This window comes from Lacisediminimonas profundi, assembly GCF_008831265.1.
Classification (GTDB): domain Bacteria; phylum Pseudomonadota; class Gammaproteobacteria; order Burkholderiales; family Burkholderiaceae_D; genus Lacisediminimonas; species Lacisediminimonas profundi.
On the sequence record NZ_VTTH01000003.1, the window covers coordinates 106,155 to 119,868 of the forward strand.

Annotated in this window: 11 protein-coding genes; 4 read left to right on the forward strand and 7 right to left on the reverse strand. The window is 63.7% G+C overall.

Annotated features, from left to right (window positions below; translation table 11 throughout):
• Nucleotides 1–15: 15 nt before the first annotated feature.
• The 3 genes from FVE66_RS10255 (at nucleotide 16) to FVE66_RS10265 (ending at nucleotide 4,601) form a co-directional block, all read left to right on the forward strand.
• Entirely contained in the window at nucleotides 16–465 is a 450-nt protein-coding gene (locus FVE66_RS10255) for an SRPBCC family protein (protein WP_151447349.1), read from the forward strand.
• A 1,073-nt stretch (nucleotides 466–1,538) separates the two neighbouring features.
• Nucleotides 1,539–2,477: a LysR family transcriptional regulator gene (locus tag FVE66_RS10260; RefSeq protein ID WP_151447350.1), complete on the forward strand. Its 939-nt coding sequence runs from the start codon at nucleotides 1,539–1,541 to the stop codon at nucleotides 2,475–2,477.
• A 231-nt stretch (nucleotides 2,478–2,708) separates the two neighbouring features.
• The gene (locus FVE66_RS10265) at nucleotides 2,709–4,601 is read left to right on the forward strand and encodes a sensor domain-containing diguanylate cyclase (RefSeq protein WP_161993250.1); all 1,893 of its coding nucleotides are present in this window, start codon (nucleotides 2,709–2,711) and stop codon (nucleotides 4,599–4,601) included.
• Nucleotides 4,602–4,684: 83 nt separating this feature from the next.
• Here FVE66_RS10265 and FVE66_RS10270 read toward each other — a convergent pair whose 3' ends face one another.
• From FVE66_RS10270 to FVE66_RS10295, 6 genes are all read right to left on the reverse strand, one after another.
• Complete coding sequence (locus FVE66_RS10270; RefSeq protein ID WP_151447352.1) at nucleotides 4,685–5,911, reverse strand: CaiB/BaiF CoA transferase family protein; 1,227 nt, start codon at nucleotides 5,909–5,911, stop codon at nucleotides 4,685–4,687.
• 81 nt (nucleotides 5,912–5,992) lie between these two features.
• A complete protein-coding gene (locus FVE66_RS10275) occupies nucleotides 5,993–6,991 on the reverse strand; it encodes a tripartite tricarboxylate transporter substrate binding protein (RefSeq protein ID WP_241673140.1) in 999 nt (332 codons plus the stop codon).
• Nucleotides 6,992–7,060: 69 nt separating this feature from the next.
• Nucleotides 7,061–8,323, reverse strand: a complete 1,263-nt coding sequence (locus FVE66_RS10280) for an FAD-dependent monooxygenase (RefSeq protein ID WP_151447353.1) — start codon at nucleotides 8,321–8,323, stop codon at nucleotides 7,061–7,063.
• A gap of 91 nt (nucleotides 8,324–8,414) precedes the next feature.
• Nucleotides 8,415–9,383 (reverse strand): tripartite tricarboxylate transporter substrate binding protein, encoded by a 969-nt coding sequence (locus FVE66_RS10285; protein ID WP_151447354.1) that lies wholly within the window; start codon nucleotides 9,381–9,383, stop codon nucleotides 8,415–8,417.
• 144 nt (nucleotides 9,384–9,527) lie between these two features.
• On the reverse strand, nucleotides 9,528–9,968 hold the full coding sequence (locus FVE66_RS10290; RefSeq protein WP_151447355.1) for a MaoC family dehydratase: 441 nt from the start codon (nucleotides 9,966–9,968) through the stop codon (nucleotides 9,528–9,530).
• Nucleotides 9,969–9,974: 6 nt separating this feature from the next.
• Nucleotides 9,975–10,445 carry a MaoC family dehydratase gene (locus FVE66_RS10295; protein ID WP_151447356.1) on the reverse strand — a complete coding sequence of 157 codons (471 nt, stop codon included), beginning with the start codon at nucleotides 10,443–10,445 and terminating at the stop codon, nucleotides 9,975–9,977.
• 195 nt (nucleotides 10,446–10,640) lie between these two features.
• Between FVE66_RS10295 and FVE66_RS10300 the strand changes: the two genes are divergently transcribed.
• Nucleotides 10,641–11,405, forward strand: a complete 765-nt coding sequence (locus FVE66_RS10300) for an IclR family transcriptional regulator domain-containing protein (protein ID WP_151447357.1) — start codon at nucleotides 10,641–10,643, stop codon at nucleotides 11,403–11,405.
• 43 nt (nucleotides 11,406–11,448) lie between these two features.
• Here FVE66_RS10300 and FVE66_RS20175 read toward each other — a convergent pair whose 3' ends face one another.
• Nucleotides 11,449–13,710, reverse strand: coding sequence for a carboxypeptidase-like regulatory domain-containing protein (locus FVE66_RS20175; RefSeq protein WP_161993251.1), 2,262 nt, complete (start codon nucleotides 13,708–13,710; stop codon nucleotides 11,449–11,451).
• Between the last annotated feature and the right edge of the window lie 4 nt (nucleotides 13,711–13,714).

The following is a 13,714-nucleotide window of genomic DNA, read 5'->3' on the forward strand; positions in this document are numbered from 1 at the left end:
ATATAGAGAGAAAAAATGGACATAAATGGAGAGCGGCTGCTGCCGGTATCGCGCGCGATCGTGTGGGACAGCCTGTTTGACACCAAGATCCTGATGGCGTCGGTTCCTGGCTGCGAGTCAGTGGAAAAGGAAAGCGATACGCTGTATCGCGTCACCACTTTGCTGACCATCGGCCCGCTGAAGGCGAGATTCAAAGGCACGCTGACGATCGCCGACGCCCAGGCGCCGGACGCCTGTACCTTGCTGTTCGAAGGGCAGGGCGGTGCGGTCGGCATGGCCAAGGGTTCGGCCAAGGTTTTCCTGGAAGACGCCGAGGGTGGCACCAAGCTGAGCTACAAGGCCGATTCCCAGATCAGCGGCAAGCTGGCCCAGGTTGGCAGCCGTCTGATCGAAAGCGTGGCGAAGAAATTGTCGGGGGTGTTTTTTGACAAGTTTGAAGAGGCGGTGAAGGGGAAGCAAGGGTAGGGTAGAAATTCCGCGGGCCGCCGCACGCCACGAACGCTCCCCTCCTTTCAAGGCTGAGCATTACCCACATTTCGATGTGGAGACCGGCAACGGCCGATCGACTTTGTAGCTCCCTCCCTTTCAAGGGGAGGGCGGGGGTGGAGCAGGGGTTTCGGGCAGCATGCTGCCCGCCTGCGGAACGGTCTGCGCTTGCAAGCGCAGACGCGCCCTGCAAGGGGGGATGGGGTCCAGCAGCTTCATTACGGCGATGCGCTTTCGGCTTTTTGGCTTGCGGATTGTTCGGCTGGGTTTGATGGTTGTCGTTGTGAAGCCGGGAGACACCCCGGCGGGTGTGTCCCTTTCTTTTAAAAAAAGAAAGGAACCAAAGAAAACAAGGTCAAAACCCACTTGGCCAACGCCCGCTCCGATCGCCAACCAGACTCGGATGTCTGGGCCGAACCAATGCGACGTTCGCGAGGAAGGTCCTGCCACACGTTCGCCTCTGACCGGGATCAGTCAACCCGCTTCAATGCCGCCGACCGCACACGACTGCTCGTTGACTCCTAATTATTTTCGAAGCCGCTAATTGGTGCTTGAGGTCCGATTGTCAGCGGGAGTGGGGGCCTCAGGGGATTTTCCGCCTTTCTCTGCCGTTCTTGAACAGATCCCCTCCGTCGCTTGTTTGAAGCTTCGAAAAAATTTAAGAGTCAACGGTGCGCCGGGCATCGGTATAAGACACTTCATGGGGTTGGCTGATTAGGTAAGCGGCACACAGCCGAGGGATCATCTCTCGCGAAGGTTGCACTGGATTAGCCCAGACATCCGAGTCTGGTTGGCTATCGAAGCGGGCGTTGGCCAAGTGGGTTTTGACTTTGGTTTCTTTGGTGACTTTCTTTTCCAAAAGAAAGTTACACACCCGCCGGGGTGTCTCCCGGCTTCACACCGACAACCATCAAACCCATCCACACGACCCGCAAGCCAAAAAGCCAAAAAGCCAAAAAACCACGTCGATGGGCAACGACCCCTTGAAGGCGATGGCGCGCCCGTAGGGCTTATCATTACAATCCCACTGCACCCCATACCATTCGCCGCCGATGAGAAAAATCTCCCTGCGTCACCTGCGCTGCTTCCTGGCCGTCGCGGAGACCGGATCGTTTACCGTCGCCGCATCGCGCCTGTTCCAGACACAGTCTTCGCTGACCGCGACCATCCAGCAATTCGAGGAAGCAATCGGACTCAAGCTGTTTGAGCGCACCACCCGGCGCGTCGACCTCACCCCCGAAGCGATCCGTTTCCGCTCCGTCGCCGAAAAGCTGGTCAAGGATTTCGACAACGCGATCGGCGACCTGCACGCGATCGCCACCAGCCAGCGCGGCCATGTGCGCATCGCCGCTGCGCCGTCAATCGTGGTGCATGTGCTGACCCCGGCACTGCGCGCATTCCGCAATGCCTATCCGGATATCACGATCTCGGTGCAGGACGCCGGTTCGGCCCGCATCGAACGCGCCGTGCTGGATGGCGAAGTGGATTTCGGCATCGCCAGCCGCTTGAAGGATTATCCGGAACTGGACTACAAACCCATCCTGCGCGACCCGTTCGGCGTGATCATGCCGCCCGAACATCCGCTTGCGGCAGGTGACGGTCCGGTGCGCTGGGCCGAACTGTCCGGATACGAATACATCGCGCTGACCAACGACACCGGCATCGGCGCCTTCCTGGAAAACTATCCGGAACTGGGACTGTCCAGGAACGCCAACCCCTACGATCACGCCTCCAGCACAAACTCGCTGTATGCAATGCTGAAGCTGGGTGGCAAGATTTCGGTGCTGCCATCGCTTGCGGCGCAGGCCAGTCCGATGAACGAATTCCGCTTCAGGGAGCTGACCGATCCCCCGATCACGCGCGAGATCTGCCTGATCACCCGGCAGCTGCGCTCGTTTTCGCCGAACACGCAGCGCATCCTGGAAGTGCTGATGGCGACGATACGCGGGACCTCCTTCCTCAACGGCACGGAGGCGGTTGCAGCCGACTAGCGGCACGGGTGGGGCTGATGGCGGGGCGGATTGATCACGGTCAATTCGCTTCATGGCATCAGGGACAGCATGTGCACGGGACCATAAACTGAAGGTCCTCCCACATGGGGTGTTTGATTCCGATGCTCGCTTCGGCTGCAATGTGCAGTTTGCCGAATGCCGCCCAGGCTGAAGCGCAGCCGGCCGCGGCCGATTTCGGTTGAGCATATGCAGGCAGACAACCCAGCAAGCATGCCGCGTCGCGAACAGAGCCGCGCGCGCGCATGCACTCGCCGGCCGGTCAAGCTCGTGGCCGAATACCTGTCACGGCTGTGCGCGGCAACGGTGTTGGTGATCGGTGTGCTGGTCTTGTCCGGTTGGCTGTTGGATGTGCCGCGGCCACAGCACGTGTTTTCCGGCCTGGCTGCGATGAAGGCGAACACCGCAGCCTGTTTCATTCTTGCCGGCATCGCACTCTGGACTGGCTCCATCCTGGCTGCGGCGCACGGCCGCGCGCGCGCGTTCTTGCGCGTTCTGTCGCTGGCTTGCTCGACCGGCGTGCTGATGGTGGGCTTCCTGACCAGCGTCGAATACCTCGCCGGGATCGACTTTGGCATCGACCAGTTGATGGCGCAGGACAGGACCAGTCTTCCCGGCGACATTCCCGGCCGGATGGCGGCCAATACTGCGGTCAACTTCATTGCATCTGGCGCAGCCCTTCTGCTGCTCGCCCAGGCAAGGCGGGATTTCACCTGGCTCCTGCATGGATTCGTGCTGGTACCTTTCCTGATTGCCGGCACGGCGCTGCTCGGCTATATCTACAACGTCGAGGCTTTCTACCGGCTCCGGCTGGACTTCACGCCGATATCGGTTGATGCAGTGGTGGCCTTCCTGCTGCTCGGACTGGGAATAATGAACGCCAGGCCGCACTTTCCACTTCGCCGCACCTTCTGGAGCGACAGCGACGCCGGGGCCGCCGCCCGTTTGTTGCTTCCGGCCACCATCGGCATCCCGCTCCTGTCGGGCTGGCTGGCGCTGCGTGGCATGGAGCTGGATCTTTACAGTGCTACCGTCGGCATGGCGTTCGTCACCATGGCTAATATTGTCGCGTTGACCGCCCTGGTGCAGTGGAGTGCGATGAAGCTGTTACGAAGCGAGCAACGACGCCGGCTAGCGGAGAGCTCGCTGCAGGCCAGCGAGGAGCGCTATCGAACCGTGGTGGCCGCCCTGTTCGATGGCGTGGTGCTGATGAATGCGGATGGCACGATCAAGGCGTCCAATTCCAGCGCACAACGAATACTGGGACTGAGCATGGATGAACTGGCCGGGAAGACTTCGTACGATCCGCACTGGCAGGCGATTCATGAGGACGGGTCGCCGTTTCCCGGCGAACAGCATCCGGCCACGATGACACTGAAAACGGGGGAGTCGCTGAGCGGCGTCATCATGGGATTGCAGAAGCCCGGCGGGGTGATCTGCTGGATCTCGATCAATTCCCAGCCCCTGTACAAGCCCGGGCAGTCGCGGCCGCATGCCGTGGTGACTTCGTTCGCGGACATCACCGATCGCAAGCGAGCCGAGGACGCGCTGAAGGAGCTACAGGCCCGCTTGCGGGAGGAAGCGATTCGCGACCCGCTGACCGGACTGTTCAATCGCCGCTACCTGGAGGAGACGCTGTCGCGGGAATTGTCGCGCGCGGCACGCGAAGGACATCCGGTGAGCGTCCTGATGATGGATATCGACCACTTCAAGAAATTGAATGATACCTATGGTCACCAGGCCGGCGATGATGTCTTGCGGGCAATTGGCACCATGCTCTTGCAACATGCCCGTCGCAGCGACATCCCGTGCCGCTATGGCGGCGAGGAATTCCTGGTGGTGCTGCCGCACATGACCCGGGACGCCGCCCGTGAGCGCGCTGATCATGTGCGCGAGGACTTCGCACGCCAGGCCATCGATGCCCAGGGCCAGCAGGTGCGCTCGACCATCTGCATAGGCGTTGCCGCCTATCCGGCTGACGGCGAGACGGCGGAACAACTGATTGCGGCGGCGGACCGGGCGCTGTATTGCGCCAAGCACACCGGGCGCAACCGGGTATGCGTTGCAATCGACGGCGCGGAAAAGGCGGCAAGCGGGACTGCCTGAGACGGCTGTCCCGGTCCCTTGGCGGCTTGCGCGTTCGCCTGTTCTTTCGCGGTCACCCGGATCGGCAGGCGGGCGCAATCTGCTCAGATCACCTTCTTCTCCCGCAGTGCCGCGATCTCCGCTTCGGTCTTTCCAAGTACTCGGGCCAGCACTTTCTCCGAGTGTTCGCCCAGCAGCGGCGGTGCCTGTTCGTAGGTGACCGGCGTGCCCTTCAGCCGCAGCGGGCTGGCGATGGTGCCGACCGTACCGCCGTCCGCGCGCGGCAGGTCGACCCGCAGGCCGCGATGGCGGACTTGCTGGTCCTCGAACACTTGCTGGTAGTTGTTGATAGGGCCGCAGGGGACGCCGTGGGCTTCCAGCCGCGCGCTCCATTCCGCGCTGCTGCGGTTCTTCATGATCTGCTCCAGTTGCGGTATCAGCCGGTCGCGTCCGGTGATCCGGTCCTGCACGCGCCGCCACTGCGGATCTTCGCCCAGATCGCTGTGGCCGATGGCTTCGCAGTAGCGCTTCCACTGGGTGTCGTTGCCGACCGCCACCACCATTTGTCCGTCCAATGTGTCGAACACCTGATAGGGAACCATGGTCGCGTGGCTGTTGCCGTAGCGGTGCGGCACCTTGCCGGTGGCGAAGTAGCCGGTCACCTGGTTGCCGCCGATCGCCACGATGGAGTCGAGCAGGGCCATGTCAATGTACTGGCCGCGGCCGGTCACTGTGCGGTGGTTCAGGGCGCCAAGAATGGCAATCGTTGCGTACATGCCGGTGATGACGTCCGCAATCGCGATGCCGACCTTCTGTGGCCCGCCACCCGGGCGGCTGTCGGCTTCGCCGGTGATGCTCATCAGTCCGCCCATGGCCTGGAATACGATGTCGTAGCCGGGCTGGTCCGCCTTGGGGCCGTCCTGGCCATACCCGGTGATCGAGCAGTAAACCAGGCCAGGATTGATCTTCGACAGCGATGCGTAGTCGAGGCCGTAACGTGCCAGGTCGCCGACCTTGAAGTTCTCGATGAAGACGTCGCTCTGCTCCGCCAGTTCGCGCACCAACGCCTGGCCTGCGGCCGAGGAGATGTCGATCGTCAGCGACTCCTTGCCGCGGTTGGCGGCGGCATAGTAGGTCGAGTCGCGCGAGCTGGCGCCGTCGGCCGCCGCTATCCATGGCGGGCCCCAGGCGCGGGTGTCGTCACCGACGCCCGGCCGCTCCACCTTGATCACTTCGGCGCCCATGTCGGCCAGGTTTTGCGTACACCAGGGACCGGCGAGAATGCGGGACAGGTCCAGTACGCGGATGTGCGAGAGGGTTTTTTCAGTCATTGCTTCAAACCAGGTTCGGTATCTTGTGTTGTCTTGATGTTGTTCGCTGCTGCTGCTGTTTTTGCGGCCGCTGCTGCTGGGCTAAGGCTGGCGCAGCAGCTTGGCGCGTTCCACCAGCGAGCGCTCGGATACGTAAAACTCTTTCGCCCATTTTTCGTACTCCGTCGACGAGCGATACCATTCGGTCTGGCGCAGGTTGTCGAGCAGCTTTTTGTATTCGGGGTCGTCGATGGCAGCCTTGAATGCATCCTGCAGTTTCTTCACGACCTCGGGCGCCATGCCCTTCGGTCCTACCAGTCCATAGGGTGCAGGGTAGGCAAGGTCATGGCCGAGCATGCGCGCAGTGGGCACGCCAGGCAGCCATTGCGCAGGCTTCTCGTCGAAGGTGAGCAGAACCCGCAGCCTGCCGCCGCTGGCGTGCGGCGCGACGCTGCCGGCGGCATCGACCGTGGCCACCACATGGCCTCCGATCAGGGCGGTCGTGGCTTCGTTGCTGCTCTTGTAGCCGATGTGGTTGACGTCGACCTTGGCCATGCTGCCGAGGGCTTCGGTCAGCAGGTGCATGGTGGTGCCGGCGCCCGCGGTGCCGACGCTGAGCTTGCCGGGATTGGCGCGTCCCCACGCCAGCAATTCACTGGCTTGCTGGAATGGCGAATCGGCGCGCACGGTCATGACGAAGCTGTAGCCGCCCAGCCCGGCGATCCAGGTGAAGTCGCGCAACGGATCCCAGTCGACTTTCTGTATGTGCGGGTAGCGCAGCAGGCCCGCCGTGGCGGCGGCAATCGTGTAGCCGTCGGGTTTTTCCTGTTTGGCCATCGTGGACGGGCCCAGCGTCGCGCCGGCGCCCGGTTTGTTCTCGACGATGATCGGTTGGCCGAGCTGACGACCGGCCAGTTCAGCCAGCTTGCGAAAGGTGATGTCGGTCGGGCCGCCGGCACCGAAGCCGACCACCATGCGGATCGGGCGGTTCGGGTAGGCCTGGGCTGCGGCCGTGGCCGGAACCAGCGCGGCCAGCAGCCAGCACAGCCCGGCCATTGCCGCTTTGGCTCCGGGGAAATTCCTGATTTTCAGCGTTGTCATCGAATGTCTCCTGTTGTCCTGTTGTATTGGATATTGCGTTCGGGTCGATGTTGCTTTGCGGCTTGAGCGTCAGGCTGCGGGTGCGGTGCCGGCTGCCACGTTCGCCGGCACGTTCCATGAGTCGCGCTTGTTGAGGGTCTCGACATCGAAGCCTGCCAGTTGCTTGTAGCGGCGTTCGACTTCCAGTAATTCATTGGCCGCATCCGCATGGGCGGCCCGGCGTGCCAGTTCGCTGACCCTGGCCATCACGTCGCCGGCCTGGCGGCGGTTGGCAGTCTGCACGTTGCCGGTGGCGGGGCGGCGCTGTTGCTCGTACCACTGCAGGGCGTCGTCGATGCCGGGCCGGGTGCCGATTGCCCAGGCCAGCACGCGGGCGTCGATGATTGCCTGGGACGCGCCGTTCGATCCGAATGGATACATGGCGTGGGCAGCGTCGCCGAGCAGGGTGCAGTGGCCGTAGGTCCAGCGCGGCAGGGGATCGATGTCGGCCATCGGGTATTCCCATGCGATCGGCGCAGCGGCTACCAGGGCATGGACATCCAGCCATTCGAAGCGCCAGTCGCTGACAGTCTGCGCCAGCTTCGCCGGCGAGACTTCGAGGTTCCAGTTGCCTAATTCTGCGGCCGGCGCCTTGTCATCGCGCGGACGTACCAGCAGCCAGTTGAGCATGCCGTCGCCGATCGGGTAGACCACGATGCGCTGGTTCTCATCGCCGATGATGACCATCGAATGGCCGCTCAGGAAGGGGGCTGCCCGCGTGGTGCCGCGGTACATCACCCAGCCATTGCTTGCCAGCGGCGTCGGCTGGCCGGCCAGGTGGTCGCGCAGCGCCGAGCGGATGCCGTCTGCCGCGACCAGCAGATCGGCTTCGAACGACAGCCTGGTGCCGGCCTGGACGTCGGTTCCATGAAATTCGACCCGGCCGTCGGCGCGGGTGGTGGCAGTGGACAGGCGGATGCCGGTGCGAATCGCCCCTTGGCCCAGGCGCTCGCGGACGGCTTGCGCCAGCAGGTCCTGCAGCTTGCCGCGGTGGATCGAGTATTGCGGCCAGCGGTAGCCGGCTTCGGTGCCGCGCGACTCGGCCCAGATCAGCTTGCCGGCCGGATCGTAGTAGGCCAGCTCGGCAGTCCTTATACCGGCCCTCTCGAGTTGGTCGCCCAGTCCCAATTCGGCCAGCTCGCGCACTGCATGCGGTGGCAGGTTGAGACCGACGCCGACCTGCCGCAGTTGCGGCGCTGCTTCGAATACGGTGACGTTGCGCTGGCCGGCAGCATGCAGGCTGAGCGCTGCCGTCAGCCCGCCGATGCCGGCGCCTGAAATGGCGATATCCATCGTTTGTTTCCTGTCTGTCGGTCTGTCGGTATCGGTATTACAGGCTGCTGGCGGTGACCAGCAGCTTGTGTACGGAAATGTCCGGGAATGCTCAGTTGAGCGTGACGTTGGCAGCGGTGACCACCGCATTCCAGCGTGTCAGCTCGGAATCGACGAATTTGGCGAATTCCGGCTGGCTCATGGTTCCCGGCTCGGCACCCTGTTTCTGCAGCAGGGATTGCAGGCGCGGGGTATTGAGTGCTTCCAGTACGTCGGCCGACAGTTTGCGGGTCAGTTCGGGCGGCATCTTCGCGGGGGCGTACATGCCGAACCATGCGGTGGCTTCAAAGTCCTTCACGCCGGCTTCTTGCATGGTCGGGATTTCGGGTGCTGCCTTGGCGCGCTGCCTGGTCGTGACTGCCAGTGCTTTCAGGCGGCCGCTCTTGATGTGCTGGATCACGCCTGGCAGCGAGTCGAACATCATCGGAATCTGCCCGCCCAGCAAGTCATTCAATGCCGGCGCCGCACCCTTGTATGGCACATGCACGATGTCGAGCTTTGCGGTGTGCTTGAACAGTTCGCCAGCCAGGTGGTTGGCGCCGCCCAAACCGGCCGAGCCGAAGTTGATCTTGCCCGGCTGCTCCTTGACGCGCTGTATCAGTTCCTGCACGGTGTTGACGCCCAGCGACGGATGCACCACCAGCACGTTGGGCACCGCTGCCACCAGTGCGATCGGGGTGAAGTCGCGGCGGGTGTCGTACTTCAGCGATTTGAACAGGCTGGGGTTGATCACGTGATGAGTGGCAGTGACCATCAGCGTGTAGCCGTCTGGCGCGGAGCGCACCAGTTGTTCGGAACCGATCGCGCCGCTGGCGCCGGCGCGGTTGTCGACCACTACCGAGACACCCCATTTCTGGGTCAGTTCCTGTGACAGCTCGCGTGCCAGGATGTCGGTGGTTCCGCCGGGCGGGAAGGGGACGATGATCTTGACTGGCTGCGACGGGAATTTCTGCGCGAGAGCGCTACTGCAGGTGGCAATGGCCAGCAACAACGCTGCCATCAAACGGAACATGTTGCGCATGCTTGTCTCCTCGATTGACTGGTATCCATGGGGTGCCAGGCAGGCTGTCCGGGCCGTGCCGGACAGCCTGCCTGGTCGCGCCTCTGCGGGCGCTTTTCAGTGAATTACGTTGCTACCTGGCCGGCTTCTGGCCGGCGCATGATCTTAATGCGAATGCGGGAACTCGACCATCGCTTCGCCGACGCCGACGGTTTCGCCACGCTGGTTGAGCACCTTCACGTCGAGCGTCGCCCAGCGGCTTTTCTCGGTGACGCGAGTGGCTGTTACCACGCCTTGGGCGATGATGGTGTCGCCCGGCTTGACCGGTATTTTCCAGCGCGTCTCCAGCCGCCGGTGCACGCCGCCGACGGGATACAACCAGTCGGTCAACATCTTCGTGATCACGCCGAAGTTGTTCATGCCGTGCATGATGATGCCGCCGAAATTGGTCTTGCCGAAGCTGCCCTTCATGTACTCGTCGTCGAGGTGCAAGGGGTTGAAGTCAAGCGATGCTTCGCAGAATTCGCGGATCGATTCGCGTGTCGGGGTGAACGGCGTTCCCTCGATGGCGTAGCCGGCCTGCAGGGTGTCGAAAGTGGTTGTCATGGTTCCTCACATCGGGCGAATGGTCCAGCCGCGACCGGAGCAGATCACTTCGTCGTGCTGGTTGAAGAATACGTTGTCGTGGCAGACGAACAGGCGGTCGCGACGGATGAATTTGTCGAGCGCGCGCGCCTCCAGCCGGATCACGTCGCCGGGACGGGCAGGGACGTTGTAGCTCCAGGACTGGCCGGCATTCACCGTGCCGGGGCTGCGCATCCAGTCGTCTGCCGGCGTGCAGGAGAACATCAGCAGGATGTGGATCGAGGGCGGAGCGATCAGCCCCTTGTACGGCGAATTGCGGGCGTATTCCTCGTCAAAGTAAAGCGGATGCGTGTCGCCTACCACCCGGCACAACTTCTGGATGGCTTCCAGCGTCAGCGTGTAGGGCAGGGTTTTACGGGGTTGGCCGGGGATGATGTCGTCCCATACCTTGCGCCGTTTTTCGTCCTTCCAGAAATCAGTCTCGAAGTCTTGCTGCATTGTCTGCTGCATTATCTCCCCCAATAAACGGGATATGTTATAAAATGACCGCTGTGCGGACAGCGATAACCGCCAGACGTTCATTTTCGCCGTTTTGAGATTTATGTCAAGACGGTTTTTGGCTTTCTGGCATTTTGTCCAGAAGCCTGGCGCTTGATTGATCTGTGCCGGACACCTGAAAGGGAGGGGAATCAGATGGCTACACCCGATAGCGATGCGTTCGTGCGCTCGTTTGCGCGCGGATTGAAGGTCATCGAGGCAATGGGGCGCGGCGAGCGCAAGCAGACCATCGCCGGCATTGCCGAAGCATGCGATTTGCCGCGCACCGCCGTGCGCCGTTTCCTGTTGACCCTGATCGAGCTGGATTTCGTGCGCGGCGACGAGCGCTATTACTGGCTCACGCCCAAGGTGCTGCGGCTGGGCATGTCTTACCTGTACACGCTGCCTTTCTGGCGCACTGCGCAACTGGTGCTTGAAGAATTGTGTGCCAGTGTCGGCCAGTCCTGCGCGCTGTCGGTACTTGACGAGGAAGACATTGTCTATGTCGCCCGCGCGCACAGCCGGCGGATCCTGGCGATGAGTCCGGTGCTGGGAAGCCGCTTTCCTGCACATGCCGTCTCGATGGGCCGGATACTGCTGTCGGCGCTGGACGAAGAACAGCTCAACAATTACCTGGACCGGGCCAAACTGAGCAAGCTGACCAACTGGACCATCACCGACCGCGCGCAACTGGTTGCGCAAATTCGCGCCGCCGGGGAGCAGGGCTATGCGTGGGTAGACAGGGAACTGGATGAGTCGATCTGCGGGATTGCGGTGCCCATACGGGATCCGGAGACCGGCGTCGCGGCGGCAATCAACGTGAGCTTGCCGGCGGGGCCGTGGACAGAGGAAACGGCGCGCGACGAATTCCTGGTGCCGCTGCGCCAGGCCGCAGCGCGCATCCGCAGCGCCAGCATGTAGGGGAGGTGGCCGGATTCAGGCTGGTGCGGGCAGCGTGGTCCGCTCATGGCCTGCCCCCGGGGGCCATCGGGCCGCCCATGCGCGGGCCGGCGCCAAATCCGGCCGGCCCCTGAATGACAGGCGGCCCCATCACGGCTCCGCCTGGTCCGCCCAATCCGGGGCTGCCGAATCCGCCGAGCGCTGCGCCGGCGCCGATGGCGCTCCCGCTACCGAACCCGGAAACTGGATTATCCGGCTTCAAGCCATCGGCGGGCCTGGCCTTGTCCGGCGCGACGACCGATGGCGCGACATTGCTGGCGCGGCCGGCTCCAGTCGTACTCGTTGTCGTGGTTCCGGTGCTGGTGCTGGTTCCGGTGCCTTTGGTGTCGGTGATGATGACGGTACCGGTACTGGTAGTTCCCGTCCCGGTGCCCGCTCCGCCTGGCTTGTCGGTATCGTTCGTTGCCCCGCCCGGTCTGCCGGTACTGCTGGTTCCGCCACCCGTGATGCCGGTGCCGGTGGTCACTCCGCCTGGCTTGCCGGTATCGTTCGTGCCACCACCCGGCTTGCCTGCGCCGTTGGTTCCACCACCCGGCGTACCCCTGCCATTGGTGCCACCGCCTGGCTTGCCCGTGTCGTTGGTTCCACCGCCCGGCGTACCGGTGCCGGTGGTCCCGCCACCCGGCGTGCCTGTGCCATTGGTTCCGCCACCCGGCGTGCCTGTGCCGGTGGTCCCACCACCTGGCGTTCCTGTGCCGGTGGTCCCGCCACCCGGTGTGCCGGTGCCATTGGTTCCGCCACCCGGCGTACCGGTGCCGTTGGTTCCGCAAGGAGCGGCTCCCTCCACGCACCCTGGTGTACCTGTGCCGGTGGACCCACCACCTGGGGTGCCTGTACCGGTGGTTCCGCCACCCGGTGTGCCGGTGCCATTGGTTCCGCCACCCGGCGTACCGGTACCGTTGGTCCCGCCACCCGGTGTACCTGTGCCGTTGGTTCCGCCACCCGGCGTACCGGTACCACTTGGTCCGCAAGGAGCGGCTCCCTCCACGCACCCCGGCGTACCGCTACCGTTGGTGCCACCGCCCGGCGTACCGGTACCGTTGGTCCCGCCACTCGGTGTACCTGTGCCGTTGGTTCCGCCACCCGGCGTACCTGTGCCGTTGGTCCCGCCACCCGGTGTGCCGGTGCCATTGGTTCCGCCACCCGGCGTACCGGTGCCGTTGGTTCCGCAAGGAGCGGCTCCCTCCACGCACCCTGGTGTACCTGTGCCGGTGGATCCACCACCTGGGGTGCCTGTACCGGTGGTTCCGCCACCCGGTGTGCCGGTGCCATTGGTTCCGCCACCCGGCGTACCTGTGCCATTGGTGCCACCGCCCGGCGTACCGGTACCGTTGGTCCCGCCACCCGGTGTACCTGTGCCGTTGGTTCCGCCACCCGGCGTACCGGTACCACTTGGTCCGCAAGGAGCGGCTCCCTCCACGCACCCCGGCGTACCGCTACCGTTGGTGCCACCGCCCGGCGTACCGGTACCGTTGGTCCCGCCACTCGGTGTACCTGTGCCGTTGGTTCCGCCACCCGGCGTGCCTGTGCCGTTGGTCCCACCGCCCGGCGTACCTGTGCCGTTGGTCCCGCCACCCGGGGTACCGGTACCACTTGGTCCGCAAGGAGCGGCTCCCTCCACGCACCCCGGCGTACCTGTGCCGTTGGTTCCACCGCCCGGCGTACCGGTGCCGTTGGTCCCGCCACCAGGCGTGTCTGTACCCGGGGGCCTGCTGTCCGGTGCATCTGTACCTGGTGGATTGCCACCAGGCGTGTCCGTACCCGGTGGTTTGCTGTCTGGTGTATCCGTACCTGGTGGTCTGCCACCCGGCGAGTCCGTACCCGGTGGCTTGCTGCCTGGCGTATCCGTACCTGGCGGATTGCCACCCGGCGAGTCCGTACCTGGAGGCCGGCTACCAGGCGTGTCTGTGCCCGGTGGCCGTTTGCCCAGGATTTCTGTTTCAGGCTTGCCCGGCGCTGTCTCGACCATATGGCCGATTGATCCGTCGTCGTTGCGCCTCACCATGCCGGTGATGGTCCTGTCGTCGCCGACGCGTACTGATTGGGTCCGCTCGCCCGAGATCGTCAGGTCGTAGTCGCCTGGTGGCAGGCTGGTGAATCTGTAGATTCCGTCCTTGTCGGTGGCGCCCGTCAGTGGCGCACCGCCCGGATTTTTCTTGACGACGACCACCACCCCGGGGATAGGCTCATTGGCAGCCATCGCCAGTCCGCTGCTGAGCAGGAAGGCAAACGCGGCACTAAGGATGACTGACGCAAGGGTGCGCATCAGG